The organism is Arthrobacter sp. 05T420 (assembly GCF_056396305.1).
In genome coordinates this window covers 126,564-143,831 of the sequence record NZ_JBFTLG010000009.1, presented here as the reverse complement: position 1 = coordinate 143,831, position 17,268 = coordinate 126,564, and the positions used below count along the sequence as shown (strand labels likewise).

The window sequence follows — 17,268 nt, the reverse complement described above, 5'->3', positions numbered from 1 at the left end:
TCGTGGTCGCCGGAAACTTCCGGCGAATTCGGACGATTGCGGCGAATTCGGCGACGGCGGGCTCAGACGAAGGGCTCAGACGGTGGACTCAGACGGCGCAACCGTCGGGCCCGCAGGCACCGGAATCCGCGGCGCCGGGATCCGCTGCACTGGCCGCGCCGGGGGCATCCGCGGCGGGACCAGCCCCCGCGGCGCCCACCATGACCAGCGGGTGGCTGTCCTGCCACGCCTGCTCGAGGGCTGCGCTGAAGGTCTCCGCGGGCTGGGCGCCCGAGAGCCCGAACTTCCGGTCAATCACGAAGAACGGGACGCCGCTGAGGCCCAGGGCGCGGGCCTCGGCGATGTCGTTGCGGACGGCGTCGGCGTAGGTGTCCGTGCTGAACAGTTCTGCCAGTTCGCCGGCGTCGAGCCCGAGGTCCAGGCCCAGGGTGGTCAGGTACTCCTGGCTGCCGATGTCCTTACCGTGCTCGAAGTGGTCGCTGAGCAGGCGTTCCTTCGCGGCGTCCTGCTGGCCGTGCGCGGCGGCTAGGTGGATCAGCCGGTGGGCCGTGAAGCTGTTGGCCACCACGACGGCGTCGAACCGGTAGTTCAGCCCCTCACCCTTGGCCTGCGCCGCGACGTGCTCGAACATCTGCGAGACCTGGGCCGGGGCCAGGCCTTTGCGGGTGCTCAGGTAGTCCAGCTCGGTGCCGTCGTAGTGCTCCGGGAGCGCGGGGTCCAGCTGGTAGCTGCGCCACTGCACCTCCACGGAATCGCGGTGCGGGAAGGCCGCGAGGGCGGTTTCGAATCGGCGTTTGCCGATGTAGCACCAGGGGCAGGCGACGTCGGACCAGATCTCAATCTTCATGCCGGCGACAACCCCGGCGGCGCCGGGTCCATTCCCCGGCGGCCTGTCGGCTTCGTCACGGTGTCACGGTGTCACGGTGTCACGGATTCACGGCCCCAGCGTGCCTGGGGGCTCACAGTGCGACCGGGCGCTCCATCACGAAGTCGTGCTCCACACTGTTGCCCAGCTGAAAGGATTTGGTGCCGACCTTGCGGAACCCGGACTTTTCGTAAAACCGGATGGCCCGGGCGTTCTGGCTGTTCACGCCTAGCCAGAGCCCGCGGGCGCCGGCCGCCGAGGCCGCCCCGATGCTGGCGTGCATCAGTTCGGCGGAGGCGCCGAGCCCGTGGTGCTCCGGATGGACGTAGCACTTGCTGAGCTCGGTGCACGGCAGTTCGCTCAGGACCGCGGCCACTTCCGGGTCCCGGGTGGGGCGGGCCACCAGCAGGCTGTAGCCGCGGAGGTCGCCGCCGGCGTCGATCACCAGCACCGTTACCGCGGGATCGGCAAGATAGGCGCGGAAATTGGCCTCGTTCAGGGTACTGGCCACGTGTGCCGCGATGTCCTCCGGCCGGGATTCCGGCGGGCACGCCAGCGGAAAGGTGATGGCCGCGAGTGCGGCCAGCCTCCCGGCGTCGTCCGCGGTGGCTGTTCGGATCTGGTGCGTCATGGCTAAAACCCTAGTCCCCGGACGGACCCGCCGGTCAGTCCACCGGGTAGGCGACGTAGGCAAACCGCGCCGAGTCCGGTGACCAGCTGCTGACGTTGAGCGTTCCCTGGCCGCCATGCAGGGGCCAGGTGTGCAGCGGCGCGGTCCAGTCCTGCACGGCGACGGCGACGATGTCAACCGGCAAGTCTGCCGGATGGCCAACGGTTCCGGGCGGGAACCTCAGGTAGGTGGCAAGGGCGCCGTCGGGTGAAATGTGCGGGAACCAGTCGACCGTTTCGTTCGCGGTCAGGCGCTCAATCCCGCTTCCGTCCACCCGGACGCGGGCGATCTGCGCGTGCCCCGGCCGGCTGCTGAAGCTCTCGGTGTTGAAGTAGATCCACTCGCCGTCGGGCGAATATTCCGGCCCGTCGCAATGCCCTTCCCCGACGTCTATGGTCGCCGAAGGTCCGCCGCCGGCGGGCAGCGTCAGGAGGCGGTGGAAGAAGCCGTCCTCTGCCGTGATCCGGGTGGCCGGGCCGCCCGCAAGGTCGGCCCGGTAGATGTGGCCGTCGTTGGCCGAGAGGTAGACCAGGGCGCCCGGACCTAGCACGTGATCATTGTTCAGCTCCGGGAGGCCGGAGATCGGGCCCTCGCCGAGCAAGCCCGTGCCGAGCTCCAGCCGCCACAGCGCACCTAACCCGTTGAGGACGAGTGAGGCACCGTCATGCGTCCAGTTGGGCGCCTCGAGGAGGAGCTGGTCCGTGGTGTAGATGAGGTCCCGGGCACCGGTTGCCGCGGACGCGATCCAGACCTCGCAGCGCTGGCCGGGCTGAAGCTGGCGCGGCGCGTTCGTGTTTTCCGCCATGGTGGGGGACGTACCCGCTACTGCTTGAAGGCGGCGTCGAAGGAGGTGTTCGACGGCGGGAAGTCGTACTTCTTGAGTGCGGCGAGGGCCTCGGGGGCGCCATGGAGCCGGTCCATGCCGGCGTCCTCCCACTCGACGGAGATGGGGCCGTCGTAGCCGATCGCGGCCAGGGCGCGGAAGGATGATTCCCACGGCACATCCCCGCGGCCGGCGGAGACGAAGTCCCAGCCGCGGCGCGGGTCACCCCACGGCAGGTGCGATCCCAGCACGGTGTTCCGGCCGGTGGGCCGGAGCTTGGTGTCCTTGCAGTCCACGTGGTAAATCCGGTCCTTGAAATCCCAGATGAACGAGACCGGGTCGATGCCCTGCCACATGAAGTGGGACGGGTCCCAGTTCAGCCCGAACGCCTCCCGGTGCCCGATCGCCTCGAGGGTCCGAACGGTGGTCCAGTAGTCGTAGGCGATCTCGGAGGGGTGGACCTCGTGGGCGAACCGGACCCCGCAGTCGTCGAAGACGTCCAGGATGGGGTTCCAGCGGACGGCGAAGTCCTGGTAGCCGGCCTCGATCACCTTTTCCGGGACGGGCGGGAACATCGCGACGTACTGCCAGATGGAGGACCCGGTGAACCCGACCACGGTGTCCACGCCGAGGGCTTTGGCGAGCCGGGCGGTGTGTTTCATTTCCTCCGCGGCGCGGCTGCGGACGCCCTCGGGGTCGCCGTCGCCCCAGACCCTGGCCCCGACGATGGCCTCGTGCCGGAAGTCGATCGGGTCATCGCAGACGGCCTGGCCCTTGAGGTGGTTGGAGATGGCCCAGACCTTGAGGTTGTACTTCTCCAGGACGGCGAGCTTGGATTCGACGTAGCCGGGTTCGTCCCAGCGCCAGGCGTCCAGGTGGTCCCCGGACACGGCGATTTCGAGGCCGTCGTAGCCCCAGCCGGAGGCGAGGCGGGCGACTTCCTCGAAAGGGAGATCGGCCCACTGGCCGGTGAACAGGGTGAACGGGCGGGGCATGTCAGGGTCCTTCGGTAATCGTCTGGGTGGTCCGGACGGACGGGGTGAGCTGGATGATGGAGCTTTTGGCCGCGGCGCTTTCTTCCACGGCGGCTAGGATCCGCTGGACGGTCAAGCCGTCCTCGAAGGACGGCGACGGCTGGGTTCCGCTGCCGACCGCCCGGAGGAAGTCGCGGATTTCGTGCGTGAACGTGTGTTCCCAGCCGATGACGTGGCCCTGCGGCCACCATGCTTCAAGATACGGGTGCTCGGGTTCGTTGACGAGGATGCGGCGGAAGCCCTGTTCGCGGACGGGCAGCGTCGCGTCCAGGAAGCCGAGCTCGTTCAGGTCCTCCAGATCGAAGAGTAGGGCACCCTTGTCGCCATAGATCTCCAGCTTGAGCGAATTCTTCTGGCCAGTGGCCACCCGGGAGACCTCCACCGAGGCGATGGCCCCGGAGGCGAGGGTCAGCGTGGCCCAGGCGGCGTCGTCGACCGTCACCTGTTCTGGACCGTTGGGGCCGGGCCGGCTGGGCGTGAAGGTGTGGAGCCGGCCGGCGACCTCGGTGACCTGCTCGCCCAAGAGGAACAGCACCTGATCAATGGCATGGCTGGCGATGTCGCCCAGCGCACCGGACCCGGCGGTGTCTTTGTTCAGCCGCCAGGTCATGGGCGAGTCCGGGTCCACGAGCCAGTCCTGCAGGTAGGCCGCGCGGACGTGCCGGATGGTGCCGAGGCGGCCCTCCGCGATCAGCTCCCGGGCCAGCGCCAGGGCCGGGACCCGGCGGTAGTTGAAGCCGATCATGGACTGCACCCCGTTGTCCTGGGCGCTCCGGGCCGCCGCCGCCATGGCCTCGGCCTCGGCCAAGGTGTTGGCCAGCGGCTTTTCGACGAGGACGTGTTTGCCAGCCGCAAGCGCGGCGATGGCGATTTCCGCGTGCATGAACCCCGGCGCGCAAATATCGACGATCTGGATGTCATCGCGGGCAATTACCGCGCGCCAGTCCGTGGCGGACTCGGCCCAGCCGTACTTGGCGGCCGCCTCGGCGACCCCCTCCGGGTCGCGTCCGACCAGGACGCGCCGTTCGAAGGCCGGGACGTCGAAGTAGCTGGCAACGTTCCGCCACGCATTCGAGTGGGCCTTGCCCATGAACGCGTACCCGATCATGGCCACGCCCAAAGGGGGAGGGCCGGGGCTGGTTTCTTGGGAGTTCATGCCTGGTTCCTAGAGTGTGGAAGCGGTGGGGTCCCAGTCCTCGGGGAGGGCTGCGGAGGCGGGGGCGGAGCTTTCGACATCGATGAAGGTGCCCGAGTCAATCGATTCCGAGATCGAGACCATGGTGTCCAGGACGTGGTAGGCGAGGTTGCCGGTGGCCCGGTGCGGGACGCCGGCGCGGATGGAGCGTGCCATGTCCAGCACGCCCATGCCGCGGCCCTGGCTGGGGCCGGTCGCCGGGACCGTGGTCCATTCCTCGTCGCCGGCACGCCAGAGCCTGACGTCCCCGTCGAAGTAGTTCGGATCCGGCAACGAGATAGTCGCTTCCGTTCCCGTGATTTCCACGAAACCCATCCGCAGCCGTGGGGACTCGAACGAGAAGACGCTGTGGGAGGACGCACCGGACTCGAACTGGGCCATTGCGGAGACATGGGTGGGGACCTCGACCGTGAATTCCTCGCCGGCCTTGGGCCCGGAGCCGATGACCCGGACCTGTTTGGCTTTGGACCCGACGGCGGCCACCTTGCGGATGGAGCCGAACGTCTGCACCAAGGCGGTGAGATAGTAGGGGCCCATGTCGAACAGGGGGCCGGCCCCGTACTGGAACAGGAACGCCGGATTCGGGTGCCAGGATTCCGGGCCGGGGGTCTGGAACGTGGTCATGGCCGTCAGCGGTGTGCCGATGTCGCCGCGTTCGATCAGTCGCCGGGCCGTCTGCAGCCCGGCCCCCAGGATCGTGTCCGGGGCGCAGCCGAGCCGCAGCCCCGCGGCGTCGGCCGCTTTCAGCAGGCCGAGGCCGGATTCGCGGTCCAGCGAGAACGGCTTTTCCGTCCAGACGTGTTTGCCGGCATTGACGGCGGCCGTGGCGACTTCGACGTGTGCCGCCGGGATGGTCAGGTTCACGATGATCTCGACGTCGGGGTGGTTCAGGGCGGCGTCCACGCCGCCGGACGCGGCGATCCCGTATTCCCTGGCGCGCGCCGCGGCGGCGTCCTCGAAGAGGTCCGCGATGACGTGGACCTTGAGGTCGGGGAAGACCGTCAGGTTGTCCAGGTACTGCTTGCTGATGTTGCCGGCGCCGATGACGGCGACGCCCACCGGGCCTTTCTTCGTGGACGAGGTGCTCATGCCCGTGCTCCTTCGCTTGCTCCGGCGTTGAGGTAGTCGAGGCTCTGCGCGATGCCGTCGAAGATGTCGCCGGAGTAGTCGTCGAATTCCACGACGCCGACTTCGAGGGACTGCGCGGCGTTGATGACATCCCACACGGCGATCTTGCCCTGGCCGGCCGGCTGCTGCGCCTTGGTGTCTGTGGAGACGGGACCGTCCTTGATGTGGATGAACTTCACCCGGTCGCCGAGGCTCTTCAGCAGCTGGGCCGGGTCCTGGCCGCCGACGGCGGCCCAGTAGGTGTCCACTTCCAGGACGAGTTCCGGGTCGAGGAGCCCTGCGAAGTATTCCAGGGCGGTCTGGCCCTCGATGCTGGACTCCAGCTCCCAGGCGTGGTTGTGATAACCGACGCGGATGCCGTACCCAGCGCCCTTCTTGGCGGCGGCATTGAGCTTCGCTGCGGTGGCCTGGATGTCCTCGGCGGACTGCCAGTGCTCGGCCGGGAGGTAGGGATCGATCACCGTGCTGATGCCCAGTTCCCTGGCCGCGGCGAAGATCTCATCCTGGTCCTGGCTCAGCAGCGGGGCGTGGCCGGACGGGGCGGTCAGACCGTTTTCCTTCAGGGCCGCGCCGAGCTCAGCGGCCGTTGCCACGAAGTTGTAGGGCTCAACCTGGGTGAAGCCGAGCTCGGCGACCTTCCTGATGGTGCCAGGCAGGTCTTCGGCGATGGCGTTGCGGAGGGTGTACAGCTGGATTGAATACGACACGGGATTCCTTTGCGGTGAGTTCGGTTTTGACGAGGTGCGGGGCGGGCCTTGCGGCCAGCGAGATGGGGACGGGCCTAGCGGCCGGCGAGGGAGCCGCCGATGCCGCCAACGCTGAAGTACTTGTTGAGGGCGGCGAAGACGATGATGGGCGGGAGCATCATGATCACGGCCAAAGCCATGACGGATGTCCAGTCCGTGGCGTTCTGCTGGAAGAAGGACTGGACGCCCATGGGGAGGGTGAAAATCTCGTTGGAGCGCAGGAAGACGATGGCCACGAGGTAGTCGTTCCAGGCCAGCAGGAAGGCGAAGATCGCGGTGGAGAGGATGCCCGGGAGGGAGTTGCGGAGCACCACCTTGGTGAAGCTGCCGAAGACGGAGCAGCCGTCGATCCAGGATGCTTCTTCCAGGCTGATGGGGATGGAATCGAAGTAGGCGGCCATCATCCAGGTGGCCACGGTCATGGTTGAGCCGACGTAGATGATGGTGATGCCCAGCAGGTTGTCGACCAGGCCCATGCCGGCGAAGAGGATGAAAAGTGGGACCACTGAAGTGATGATAGGCAGGGACTGCATGACAAACAACAGCAGAGAGTAGCCGGAGACCGCCTTGCTGCGGCCGCGGGAAAGGACGTACCCAGCGGGGGCGGCGACGGCCACGGAGACCACGACAGTGGCGAGGGTGGTGATGAGGCTGTTCTGAAGCCATGTGGCAGCGAGGGTTCCGGAGAAGACGTTGGCGAAGTTCTCGAAGGTCAGGCCCGTGGCGGTGCTGGTGGGTCCCGGGGTGAAGGCCAGGACTACGGTGACCATGATGGGAATGAGCACGATCGCGGTGATCATCAGGATCCCAAAGAACCTCCACCATTGGCCGCGATGGCCTGCTTCGGAGAGGACGCGGCGGTTCTTGGCTGGACCGTCGACGCCGAGGACGGGGCCGGACTTGGGATGGGCGTGGACTGCTGCGCTCATTATTCGACGCTCGACTTTCGGATCTGGCGGTACAGGGCGACGGAGATGACCACCAGGGTCATGGTCATGAGGAAGGCGATGGCCACGCCGGGGCCGGTGGCGAAGTCTTGGAAGACCGTGCGGTAGGCCAGGACTACCAGGGAGGTAGTGGCGCTGACCGGCCCGCCGCCGGTGAGCAGATAGATGGTGGGGAAGTCGTTGACACAGAAGATGGTCATGAGGATCCAGCTGATGTAGGTGGAGCGGGCGATCAGCGGGAGGGTGATCTGGCTGAACTGCTGCCAGCGGGTGGCGCCGTCCATGCTCGCCGCCTCGTAAACCGTGGTGTCAACCGAGGCCAGGGCGGCAGAAATCATCATCATCATGAAAGGGAAGCTGACCCAGACTTTGAACACCATCACGGTGATGGACGCGAGGGTCGGGTCCGCGAGGAACAGCGGCGTTCCCATGCCCAGATTCCGGAACAGGGACGGGATCAGGCTGTCCGGGGTGGCGACCAACCAGTTCCACGCCGTCGAGGAGACGACAATCGGTACGACCCAAGGCAGGAGCAGCAGGACTTTGAAGGTGCCGCTCGCGGGGATCTTCGTACGGAGCAGCAGGGCCAGGCCCAGGCCCACCAGCCAGGAGCCGAAGACGCCCACGATGGTGAACCACAAAGTGAACTGTGCCGCTTTCCAGAACGCGGGAGAGGACAGGACGGTGGCGAAGTTTTCCAGGCCGACGAACTCCCCGGTGTCGATCAGGGAACCGTCGTGCGTGGCCTGCACACCGGCCTGGATGAGGGGGTAGCCGTGGATAAGGACGAGCAGGATGACGGAGGGCAGCAGGAGCCAGAAGAATGTCCGGCTGGTTTGCGCGCTGAGCTTGCTCTTGCGGTTGGCGGGGCCACCGGGGCCGCCGGGCGCAACACCCTGGCGGGCCCGGCTGAGGCCGGATTGGGCTGTAGTCAGTGCCATGAAAGAACCGCTTACTTCTTTATGACGGATTCGAGGCCGGACTGGAAGGCCTGCAGGGCGGACTTGGCGTCCGACTGGCCGGTCAGGATGGTCTGGGTGAACTGGTTGAGGGCCTGACCGCCGTCAAGCGCTGCGAGGTTGGCGTTAAGGGTGTTGCCTTGGGACGCGAAGGTCTTGGCGATGGGCTGCCAGTCCTTGACGATCTTGACGTTGTTGGGGTCGCTGGCAAACTCGGGAAGTTCAGTGATTGATTTGAAGACAGGCAGCGCCGACATCAGCTTCTGGCGCCACAGTTCCTTCAACTGCCCCAAGTAGGCGACCAGGAAGGCCTCGGACGATGCCTGCGACGGCGTGTTCGTGTACATCATGATGTTGTTCGGGAAGACGATGGTGGCCTTGTCCCCGTGCGGGCCCGTGATGGGGTCCGCGACAAGAAGGTCTCCCGAGGTGTCGCCGACGCGCTGCGGAACGTTGACCTGGAACAGGCCGAAGCCTGCCTTCTTGTTCTTCCACTGCGCCGACATGTTGTCGGTGGTGTAGCTGACGGCGGCGGGGTCGACGATTCCGTTGGACACCAGTTCAAGGATGAATTCAATGGCTTCCACATTGCGGTCGTTCATCAGGTCCAGTTCACCGTCCTTGGTGAAGACGCCGCCGCCGTTGTTAACCATCATCATGATCATGGAGTGGTTGCCGTAGTTGTTGCCTGCGCCCGCCCCGGTGGTGAAGCCGAAGGCGCCGATCTTCTTCAGTGCCTTGCCCGCCTCCAGCAGGGTCGGCCAGTCGGTGGGAAGAGCCACTCCGGCCTTCTCGAAGAGCGACTTCCGGTACCAGAACACGCGCATGTCCAGCTGCCACGGCACGGCCACGTAGCCCTTGTCAGACTTGAATGGATCCAGGACACCCGGCAGGAAGTCGTCGTACATGCCGTTCTTCTTCAGTTCCTCCACTGCCTTGTCCGCGTAGGCGATTTGGCCCTGCTGCGCGAACTGGAAGGCCTGGAAGCCGCCGCCGGTGGACACTGCCGGTCCGGTCTTGGAGGCGATGGCCGAGGAGAACGTCTGGTAGAAGTTGTTCCACTGGATGGTCTGGTAGCTGGCCTTGAGGTTGCCTGAGGCCGGCGCATAGCCCTCTGCGATCTTCTTGGCGGCGTCGTTGTAGGCCGGCGTGGCCCACGGCATATCCCAGAACTTGATGACGCCGCTGCCGCCGCCCGACTGGGAAGCGGAGCCACCGCCGCACGCGGCGAGGAGCGGTGCGCTGGCCGCGGCTGCGGCGAAGCCCAGGAATCCCCGGCGGGAGAAAGCGGAGGAGGTAACAGAGGACTTGATCGTCACGATGAATTCCTTTCATGGCCGGCCCGCGGCGTCGCGGGCCGGTCTTCTCGACAGTGAGTTGATGCGGAAGGTGCTGCTGGCGGTGCAGTAGTTAGTGCAGTTTGCTATTGCAGGTCGTGCGGTTCAGTCGTGGAGGTGCCCGACGAGGGCGGTCAGGGCGGCGAACCGTTCCAGATCGGCCGCCGGGACGCCGGAATCGATGGCGGCGCGGAGCCGCCTCCAGCTGTGCCGGTGGGCCGATTCGTAGATGGTGGGGAATGTGGCGGCCCCGGCGGAGGTGACTGAACGGACCACTGCCGGCCAGCCTGCGGAGGCATCGGGCAGCGTGATGTCCGCCCGCCCGGACGAGGTCAGGACGGAAACGGTGGCCGTGGCCGGGACCGCGGATGTGGTGATCCCCTGCAGGGCCGCCGGTGCGCCGCCCGGGAGGCTGCCGATCACGGTGTAGCCGTTGGCGCTGCGCTGGATGACCCGCAGGCCGGACAGTTCGACGCCGCAGGCCAGGACGGCCGCAAGATGCCGCGTGAGCAGCACCCCTGTGTCGGTCCCGCGGGTGCCCCACGCCACGGAGTCGAGCAACACGGCGTCGGCCAGTGCGCCCGCGATGGCGTCCCGGGCCGCGGACTCCGCGAGGGCGGGGTTGCCGGCCCAGACTTGGTCAAGGACCACCGTTGTACCCGCCTCGGCTGCCGCTGCGGCCAGTGCCGCGGGGTCTTCGGCCACGGGATCAACCACGACAACGCCCCGGGCACCCTTGCGGACCGCCTCGGTTGCGCTGGCAGTCCAGCCGGCGGTGCCGGCGAGTGCGACGACGTCGGGCACGTTGCGTGCCGGGGCAAAAGAAACCGGGAGGGAAGCGACGACGGCGCCGACGCCGCCGTCCCGTTCAGCGTCCGGGCCGGCGTGGACCAAAAGTGGGGTTGTCATGCGCTTGCCTCCTCGAAAGCGGTGGCGCCGGCATCGACGCGGGCGGCGGTGGCGTCGGCGATCGCAAGGGCGAATTCCAGATCGTGGATGAGCGTCTCCGGGTGCGGGGCTTCTCCGGTGCCGCGGGCGAGCTCGGCGAGTTTGCGCCATTCACCCTCGTAGCCGTTGTGGCCGAAGGGCCCGAGCACCGTGGTGCCTGCAGCGGTCCGGATCCGGGCTGTCGCCGATCCCGCGTGGACGTAGGACGGGGTGAAGTCGATGGAGAGCGACGCGTTGTGGCCGATGGCCTCGAAGGTCCAGGACGGCTCCCAGGTTCCGTTCATGGCGGCGCGGAGTTCGATTGCCACGTTTCCCGCCCGCAGGGAGATGACATAGCCGAACGGCAGGACGGTCTGGGCGTGCAGCACCTCGACGGACCGGAAGTCCGGGGCGAATCTGCGGACCAGGGGAAGGTCGTGGATGGCCAGGCCCATGATGCCGCCGGTCAGTTTGGCTTTCACGGCAGCGGCGTCATCAGCGGTCGCGTTCGCGGCTGCCGGCGGGGGAGTGCGGCCCACGATCTCGGTCGCGAAGTCCTCGAACCGGGGGTTGGGCGGCAGGATGATCGAGGACCGGACGGTATGGACCTGGTCCGGCAGGTTGCCCCAGGCCGATTCCGCGGCCAGCCAGCCGGGGTCGAACGCGTGCATGGCGCCGACCACGATCGGCACGCCGGTTTCGGCGGACACGGCGGCGATGGCCGCGGCTTCCTCGCCGTTCATGGCGAAAGGCTTTTCGCACAGGACGGCCTTCTTGCCGGCGCGGCAGGCGGCGATCACCTGGACGGCGTGGAACTGGTGCGGGCTGCAGATGGCGACGATCTCGACCGCGGGATCGGCAAGCAGTTCTTCCATGCTGGTACTGAAGCGTGCCCCGACCCGTGCGGCCACGGATTCCGCCACCGCAGGGTCGACGTCCATGATGTGGCGGACTTCCAGGATGTCCCGCAGCCTTGCGAGGGAGGGCAGGTGGATCGCCTGGGTGACGGGGCCGGCCCCCAGGATCCCCACCCCTAGCGGCGCCGGTGCCGTTTGATCTTGGCTCGACAAGTTCCATACCCCTTCGTAGTACCTGCACTGACCGTCCGCAGCGAGGCTGCCTGGGCTGGTGATCTGGCTCACAGCCAAAGCTAGAGACACTTTTGTCGAACGTCAAGCAAAAGTTGAAAACTACGTGACAATCTTTTCTCGGCGTGACATGCAGAAGATCTTCGTGCTATTCCTTACTCATGAGCACGCCCACCGGTACCGAGTCCGCAGCCTCCGAGGCCGGCGGCAGCCTGTCCCGAGCCGGCGACCTCTTCCAGCTCCTGCGCGACGGCAAGGCCCGGACCCGTGCGGAGCTGGCGCTGACCACGGGGCTGGCCCGCTCCACCGTCGCTTCCCGTATCGACGCGCTGATGGTCTCAGGGCTCGTTGGTCCCGCCGGGGAGGCGAGTTCCAGCGGCGGCAGGCCGCCGTCGCGCTTCGCCTTCAACCCGGCCGCCCGCGTAGTGCTGGCGGTGGACGTCGGGGCCACGCACGTGATCATCGCCGTCACGGACCTCAGCGGGAAGGTGCTCGCCGAGCGCCGGCTGGCGCAGGATGTCGCCGACGGCCCGGTGGCTGTCTTGGACCGTGTGGTCGATGAAGGGCTGCGGCTGCTCGGCGAGGCAGGCCGGGGCGCCGCGGATCTGGCAGGTGCCGGGATCGGGCTCCCGGGGCCGGTGGAACACGCCACCGGCATGCCGGTGAAGCCGCCGATCATGCCCGGCTGGGACGGGTTCGACGTCGTCCGTCACGTCCAGCGGTCCCTCCCGGTTCCGGTCCTGGTGGACAACGACGTGAACATCATGGCCCTCGGAGAGCGCACGGCGCACTGGCCCGAGGACGAAAACTTCCTGTTCATCAAGGTGGCCACCGGCATCGGGGCAGGCATCATCAGCAGCGGCCAGCTCCAGCGCGGGGCAAACGGAACGGCCGGCGACCTTGGACACGTCAGGGTTCCGCGCGGCGATGACGTGCTGTGCCGGTGCGGCAACTACGGGTGCCTCGAAGCCCTGGCCTCCGGGCCCGCCGTCGCCAAGACGCTGACGCAGCAGGGCCTGCCGGCGCACGACGGCGGCGACGTGCTGCGTCTCGTCGCCGAGGGAAACCTGCGGGCCATCCAGGCCCTGCGCCAGGCCGGCAGGGACCTCGGCGACGTCCTCTCCACGGTGGTGAACCTGCTGAACCCGTCGGTGATTGTGATCGGCGGAAGCCTCGGCCAAGCCGGGGAGCACCTTATGGCCGGGGTCCGGGAGGTGGTCTACCGGCGCTCGCTGCCCCTGGCCACGACGCACCTGCGGATCGGCCTGTCCCGGGCCGGGGACCAGGCCGCGATCCTCGGGGCCAGCCAGATGGTCACGCAGCACGTGCTCTCACCGGCCGTCATTGAGGCGACCCTGCAGGCCACGGGCTAGGGGTGTCCCGGGAAGCGGTGCGCCCGGAAACGTCACAGACCGCAGGTGCGGCAGGGGCACGTGATAGCAATGGGACTGATGAAATCACATTTCTGCCCGCCCGCGGGGCAAGGCTTCACCCCATGACCGGCCCGGTGCGCACGCCGCGCGGCTGGCTCCTCATGCTCGCGATCGGGCTCATTGCGCTGAACATGCGCGGCCCGTTGGTGGCCGTGGCCCCGGTGATCGCGCAGCTGGAGGACGATCTCGGCTTCACCCCGGTGGAATTGGGATTCCTGACCGGGATTCCGGTGCTGTGCTTCGCCCTGGCCGCGCCGCTGGCCTCGTTGGCCGGACGCAAGCTGGGCCCCGAGTTCGCCATCACCCTGACCCTGCTCGGCGTGCTCTTCGGCGTCGTGGTCCGCTCGGCCGGCGGGGGCGCCCTGGTCATGCTGGGCACCGTGATCCTCGGCGTCGCCATCACGATCGGCAACATCGTGGTCCCGCTGATCATCCGGCGTGACTTCACCCCCGCCCGGCAGGGCGCGGCGATGGGCACGTATACCGCGGCCCTGAATATCGGCTCGTTCCTGACCTCCATGGTGTCGGCTCCGCTGGCTGAGCTGCTGGGCTGGCGTCCCGCGATTGCCGCGAGCGGCCTCTTTGCGCTGGCGGCCGCCGCCGTCTGGGTGATCGCCGTCGGCCGGCGGGCCTTCATTCCTGCCGCCGTCCCTGCCTCGGACCCGGGGCGGCCGGCCGGCAAGCTCACGTCCCGATGGATTACGGCAGCCCTGACCCTCGGGTTCGCCGGGCAGGCGTTCTCCTACTACGGGGTGACAGCCTGGCTGCCGAGCCTCCTGGCGGACGAGCTCGGCATGGCACCCGCGGCCGCCGGGGCCGGGTCCTCGCTCTTCCAGATCCTGGCCATTGTGGGCGGACTCGGCGTGCCGCTGGCGGCCCGTTTCGCCAGCACGACGGCGGTGGGCCTCACCCTGGGACTGCTGTGGCTCACGGTGCCTTTGGGCCTGCTCCTCGCCCCGGAACTGTGGTGGCTGTGGTGTTCCTTTGGCGGAATCGCCCAGGGCGGCGGCATCACGCTGATCTTCCTCGCCATTATCCGGCTGGCACGGGACCAGACCTCGGCGGCCCGGATGTCCGCCGTCGTCCAGGGCACGGGATATTCCTTCGGGGCCGTGGCGCCAACCCTCCTGGGCTACGTCCACGGCGTTACCGGCGCCTGGACCGGACCGCTGCTGATGATCCTGTGTTCGGTGACAGCGTTCATCCTGGGCACCGCGCTGTCCCTGCGCAAGGTGCCGAAGCCGCACTAGGGCGTGTCGCCTAATCTTCGCCCAGAGTCCGGGGCGGGCTGATCTCGGGGCTCGCTTGAGGTGTTGTCGGATGCGCAGTGGGCCCGTGTCGAGCCGTTAAAAATGGTTGCGTTGCAGCGGGCTCCTGTGTCAGCGTCGAAGTGATCTCGTCGCCGGGCCGGCGACGGGCGGCAGAGAAGGAGCACGGCATGGGACTCATCCATATCGACTTGTTCACCACGCTCGACGGCGTCGCGCAGGCGCCCGGCGGCCCGGACGAGGACCCCGACAGCGGTTTCGCGTTTGGCGGCTGGCAAGCGCCTCTCATCGACGAGGTCGTCGGGGAACAGATCTCTTCCGGGATGGCGGGAATGGATGCGCTGCTGCTTGGGCGCCGGACCTACGACATTTTCGCCGCGTACTGGCCGAAAGCGGACGGGGACATCGCGCGGCTGTTCAACCGCATCCCGAAGTACGTGGCCTCGCGCCGGACACCGACGCTCGAGTGGGTCGACTCCACACTGCTCGGTCCAGATGTCGTCGCCGCCGTGCGCGAACTGCGCGAGCGGCACGAGAACGTCCACGTCATCGGCAGTCTCGACTTCGTGCAGACCCTGTTCGCCGAGCGGCTCTTCGATCGGCTCACGCTATGGGTGTATCCGATCCTCCTTGGCGGTGGAAAGAAAGTCTTCGCCGACGGGGTGGTTCCGACGAACCTCAGACTCATCGAGCCGGTGGTCGCCTCACCGAACGGTGCGGTGATGCAGCGCTACGCTCTCGCCGATGGCACGCCTGGCGTCGGCGATATGTCTGCCGTCGGCCAGGAGGGCTGAAGCTGCATCGGCTAAGGCCCATGTCCGCGAGGAACATGGGCCTTAGCTGTCAAATCGAAATCGTCAACTCGACGCCGTTGTCGAGCTGCAGAGGTGTTCCGTTGCTGGACTGCCACCCGGATTTCGGGCTGCCTGTTGCGAGGGGCGGGCAGCCCAGCAAACGGAATTCATTGCGGCCCCGGGTTGCCCGGGGCCGTGGAGTCCTACGCCGGGATCAGGGCTGCCTTCCCGCGGCCGGGTTCGGCGCCGTCACGCGCTTCATGCAGGAAGCGGTCGTAGGCCGGCAGCGTCAGAAACGCCGGGAACTCGCTGGACAGGGCGACTTCCTCGAAGATGTCCCGCGCGTCGGCGAAACGGTCCCCCTCGAAGCGCTCCAGCTTGGCGAATTCCTCGTCCAGCATGTCCTCCACCCACTCCCGGGTGACCACATCGCCGTGGTCCGTGATGGCCCGCGAGAAGATCCACTGCCACAGCTGCGAGCGGGAGATCTCCGCGGTGGCGGCGTCCTCCATCAGGTTGTGGATGGCCACCGCGCCGTTGCCGCGCAGCCACGACTCGATGTAGCGGATGCCCACTTCGATGTTGTTCCGGATGCCTTGTTCGGTGATGGTTCCGGTGGTCGCGGAGATGTCCAGGAGGGCACGGTCGTCCGCGGCGACGTCTTCGCGGAGGCGTTCGAGCTGGTTCGGGCGATCGCCGAGGGCGCCGTCGAACACCTCGCGGCAGACCGGCACCAGGTCCGGGTGCGCCACCCACGAGCCGTCGAAGCCGTCGCCGGCCTCACGGGTCTTGTCGGCGCGGACCTTCTCGAAGGCGATCGCGTTGGCATCCTGGTCCTTGCGGTTGGGGACAGCCGCGGCCATGCCGCCGATCGCCATGGCACCACGCTTGTGGCAGGCCCGGACCAGCTGTTCGGTGTAGGCCCGCATGAAGGGCTGGGTCATGGTGACCTGGCCACGGTCCGGCAGCACGAAGCGGGGCCCGCGGGTGCGGAAGTTCTTGATCAGGGAGAAGATGTAGTCCCAGCGGCCGGCGTTCAGGCCCGCGGCGTGGTCCCGCAGTTCGTAGAGGATCTCCTCCATCTCGAATGCCGCGGTGATGGTCTCGATCAGCACCGTGGCGCGGATGGTGCCCTGCGGGATGCCCAGCAGGTCCTGGGCCAGGATGAAGATGTCGTTCCACAGCCGGGCCTCAAGGTGGCTCTCGATCTTGGGCAGGTAGAAGTACGGCCCCTTGCCCTGCGCGATCAGGCGGCGGGCGTTGTGGAAGAAGTACAGCCCGAAGTCCACGGTCCCGCCGGCGACCGGTTCGCCGTCGATGAGCATGTGCTTTTCCGGCAGGTGCCAGCCGCGGGGGCGGACAACCACTGTGGGCAGCTCCCCGGCCGGACGCAGCTTGTACTCCTTGCTGTTATGTCCGTCGGTTGTGGTGAAGTCGATCCGGCGTTCCAGCGCGTCCGTCAGGTTCAGCTGGCCCTGGATCACGTTGCGCCAGGACGGGGTGGAGGAGTCCTCCATGTCAGCGAGCCACACCTTGGCGCCCGAGTTCAGCGCGTTGATGGTCATCTTCTTGTCCACCGGCCCGGTGATCTCCACGCGGCGGTCCTCCAGACCAGGGCCCGGGGGAGCCACGCGCCAGTTCGGATCGTTGCGGACGGCTTCGGTTTCGCGCAGGAAGCGCGGGTCCTGGCCTTTGGCGATCTGGTGGCGGCGTTCCTGCCGGGCCTGCAGCAGCTCCTGCCGGCGCCCGGCCGTGGCCCGGTGCAGCTTGGCCACAAAGGCCAGAGCGTCCGGAGTAAGAACCTCGCTCTGCCGGCAAATCGGCTGCGCGGTCAGCGTGATCCCGTTGATGGTGAAGTTGTCAGTGAAGCTGTTCATTTCAATCTCTCCTAAACGAAGAAGGAAGTTCGACGGCGAGTGGTGACTTGCGGGCGAGGTCGAAGGTGCCGGTGTTGCGACAGCCTGCGTAAAAGGGGCCCTGTGCCCGCCCCCGACCGAGTTCTTCGAGGTCATGGGGCGGGCATGGGGAATAGCAGGCAGAGCAATGCCGGACCG

Annotated in this window: 16 protein-coding genes; 3 read left to right on the top strand and 13 right to left on the bottom strand. The window is 67.4% G+C overall.

Annotation, left to right across the window (positions count from 1 at the left end; all coding sequences use genetic code 11):
• Positions 1-88: 88 nt before the first annotated feature.
• The 12 genes from AC1DEM_RS10790 to AC1DEM_RS10735 all read right to left on the bottom strand — a co-directional run bounded on the left by AC1DEM_RS10790 (position 89) and on the right by AC1DEM_RS10735 (position 11,701).
• Entirely contained in the window at positions 89-847 is a 759-nt protein-coding gene (locus AC1DEM_RS10790) for a DsbA family oxidoreductase (protein ID WP_476884365.1), read from the bottom strand.
• 112 nt (positions 848-959) lie between these two features.
• The gene (locus AC1DEM_RS10785; RefSeq protein WP_476884364.1) at positions 960-1,496 is read right to left on the bottom strand and encodes an N-acetyltransferase family protein; all 537 of its coding nucleotides are present in this window, start codon (positions 1,494-1,496) and stop codon (positions 960-962) included.
• A gap of 34 nt (positions 1,497-1,530) precedes the next feature.
• The gene (locus tag AC1DEM_RS10780; RefSeq protein ID WP_476884363.1) at positions 1,531-2,340 is read right to left on the bottom strand and encodes a TolB family protein; all 810 of its coding nucleotides are present in this window, start codon (positions 2,338-2,340) and stop codon (positions 1,531-1,533) included.
• A gap of 17 nt (positions 2,341-2,357) precedes the next feature.
• Positions 2,358-3,353 (bottom strand): sugar phosphate isomerase/epimerase family protein, encoded by a 996-nt coding sequence (locus AC1DEM_RS10775; protein WP_476884362.1) that lies wholly within the window; start codon positions 3,351-3,353, stop codon positions 2,358-2,360.
• Position 3,354: 1 nt separating this feature from the next.
• Positions 3,355-4,548 (bottom strand): Gfo/Idh/MocA family protein, encoded by a 1,194-nt coding sequence (locus tag AC1DEM_RS10770; protein ID WP_476884361.1) that lies wholly within the window; start codon positions 4,546-4,548, stop codon positions 3,355-3,357.
• Positions 4,549-4,557: 9 nt separating this feature from the next.
• Positions 4,558-5,676: a Gfo/Idh/MocA family protein gene (locus AC1DEM_RS10765; protein WP_476884360.1), complete on the bottom strand. Its 1,119-nt coding sequence runs from the start codon at positions 5,674-5,676 to the stop codon at positions 4,558-4,560.
• Positions 5,673-6,422, bottom strand: coding sequence for a sugar phosphate isomerase/epimerase family protein (locus AC1DEM_RS10760; protein WP_476884359.1), 750 nt, complete (start codon positions 6,420-6,422; stop codon positions 5,673-5,675). Before AC1DEM_RS10760 ends, AC1DEM_RS10765 begins: the two co-directional genes overlap by 4 nt.
• A gap of 74 nt (positions 6,423-6,496) precedes the next feature.
• On the bottom strand, positions 6,497-7,390 hold the full coding sequence (locus AC1DEM_RS10755) for a carbohydrate ABC transporter permease (protein ID WP_476884358.1): 894 nt from the start codon (positions 7,388-7,390) through the stop codon (positions 6,497-6,499).
• Positions 7,390-8,349 carry a carbohydrate ABC transporter permease gene (locus tag AC1DEM_RS10750; RefSeq protein WP_476884357.1) on the bottom strand — a complete coding sequence of 320 codons (960 nt, stop codon included), beginning with the start codon at positions 8,347-8,349 and terminating at the stop codon, positions 7,390-7,392. The genes AC1DEM_RS10755 and AC1DEM_RS10750 overlap by 1 nt, the downstream gene beginning before the upstream one ends.
• A gap of 11 nt (positions 8,350-8,360) precedes the next feature.
• The gene (locus AC1DEM_RS10745; RefSeq protein WP_476884356.1) at positions 8,361-9,686 is read right to left on the bottom strand and encodes an ABC transporter substrate-binding protein; all 1,326 of its coding nucleotides are present in this window, start codon (positions 9,684-9,686) and stop codon (positions 8,361-8,363) included.
• Positions 9,687-9,809: 123 nt separating this feature from the next.
• Complete coding sequence (locus AC1DEM_RS10740) at positions 9,810-10,613, bottom strand: hypothetical protein (protein WP_476884355.1); 804 nt, start codon at positions 10,611-10,613, stop codon at positions 9,810-9,812.
• Positions 10,610-11,701 carry a Gfo/Idh/MocA family protein gene (locus tag AC1DEM_RS10735; protein ID WP_476884354.1) on the bottom strand — a complete coding sequence of 364 codons (1,092 nt, stop codon included), beginning with the start codon at positions 11,699-11,701 and terminating at the stop codon, positions 10,610-10,612. The genes AC1DEM_RS10740 and AC1DEM_RS10735 overlap by 4 nt, the downstream gene beginning before the upstream one ends.
• Before the next feature lie 179 nt (positions 11,702-11,880).
• On the opposite strand from AC1DEM_RS10735, the gene AC1DEM_RS10730 reads away from it, so the two are divergent.
• The 3 genes from AC1DEM_RS10730 to AC1DEM_RS10720 all read left to right on the top strand — a co-directional run bounded on the left by AC1DEM_RS10730 (position 11,881) and on the right by AC1DEM_RS10720 (position 15,214).
• Complete coding sequence (locus AC1DEM_RS10730; RefSeq protein WP_476884353.1) at positions 11,881-13,092, top strand: ROK family transcriptional regulator; 1,212 nt, start codon at positions 11,881-11,883, stop codon at positions 13,090-13,092.
• Positions 13,093-13,214: 122 nt separating this feature from the next.
• Complete coding sequence (locus AC1DEM_RS10725; RefSeq protein ID WP_476884352.1) at positions 13,215-14,402, top strand: MFS transporter; 1,188 nt, start codon at positions 13,215-13,217, stop codon at positions 14,400-14,402.
• A gap of 188 nt (positions 14,403-14,590) precedes the next feature.
• The gene (locus AC1DEM_RS10720) at positions 14,591-15,214 is read left to right on the top strand and encodes a dihydrofolate reductase family protein (RefSeq protein WP_476884351.1); all 624 of its coding nucleotides are present in this window, start codon (positions 14,591-14,593) and stop codon (positions 15,212-15,214) included.
• 203 nt (positions 15,215-15,417) lie between these two features.
• Here the strand turns inward: AC1DEM_RS10720 and aceB are convergent, their stop codons facing one another.
• Positions 15,418-17,091, bottom strand: a complete 1,674-nt coding sequence (gene aceB, locus AC1DEM_RS10715; protein WP_476884350.1) for a malate synthase A — start codon at positions 17,089-17,091, stop codon at positions 15,418-15,420.
• Positions 17,092-17,268 lie beyond the last annotated feature (177 nt).

Bases quoted from the DNA above. Each gene is read 5' to 3' on its own strand.
- AC1DEM_RS10730 (WP_476884353.1), top strand. From the start codon at position 11,881: ATGAGCACGCCCACCGGTACCGAGTCCGCAGCCTCCGAGGCCGGCGGC.
- AC1DEM_RS10765 (WP_476884360.1), bottom strand. From the start codon at position 5,676: ATGAGCACCTCGTCCACGAAGAAAGGCCCGGTGGGCGTCGCCGTCATC.
- AC1DEM_RS10755 (WP_476884358.1), bottom strand. From the start codon at position 7,390: ATGAGCGCAGCAGTCCACGCCCATCCCAAGTCCGGCCCCGTCCTCGGC.
- AC1DEM_RS10780 (WP_476884363.1), bottom strand. From the start codon at position 2,340: ATGGCGGAAAACACGAACGCGCCGCGCCAGCTTCAGCCCGGCCAGCGC.
- AC1DEM_RS10770 (WP_476884361.1), bottom strand. From the start codon at position 4,548: ATGAACTCCCAAGAAACCAGCCCCGGCCCTCCCCCTTTGGGCGTGGCC.
- AC1DEM_RS10725 (WP_476884352.1), top strand. From the start codon at position 13,215: ATGACCGGCCCGGTGCGCACGCCGCGCGGCTGGCTCCTCATGCTCGCG.
- AC1DEM_RS10740 (WP_476884355.1), bottom strand. From the start codon at position 10,613: ATGACAACCCCACTTTTGGTCCACGCCGGCCCGGACGCTGAACGGGAC.
- AC1DEM_RS10750 (WP_476884357.1), bottom strand. From the start codon at position 8,349: ATGGCACTGACTACAGCCCAATCCGGCCTCAGCCGGGCCCGCCAGGGT.
- AC1DEM_RS10790 (WP_476884365.1), bottom strand. From the start codon at position 847: ATGAAGATTGAGATCTGGTCCGACGTCGCCTGCCCCTGGTGCTACATC.
- AC1DEM_RS10720 (WP_476884351.1), top strand. From the start codon at position 14,591: ATGGGACTCATCCATATCGACTTGTTCACCACGCTCGACGGCGTCGCG.
- AC1DEM_RS10775 (WP_476884362.1), bottom strand. From the start codon at position 3,353: ATGCCCCGCCCGTTCACCCTGTTCACCGGCCAGTGGGCCGATCTCCCT.
- aceB (WP_476884350.1), bottom strand. From the start codon at position 17,091: ATGAACAGCTTCACTGACAACTTCACCATCAACGGGATCACGCTGACC.
- AC1DEM_RS10785 (WP_476884364.1), bottom strand. From the start codon at position 1,496: ATGACGCACCAGATCCGAACAGCCACCGCGGACGACGCCGGGAGGCTG.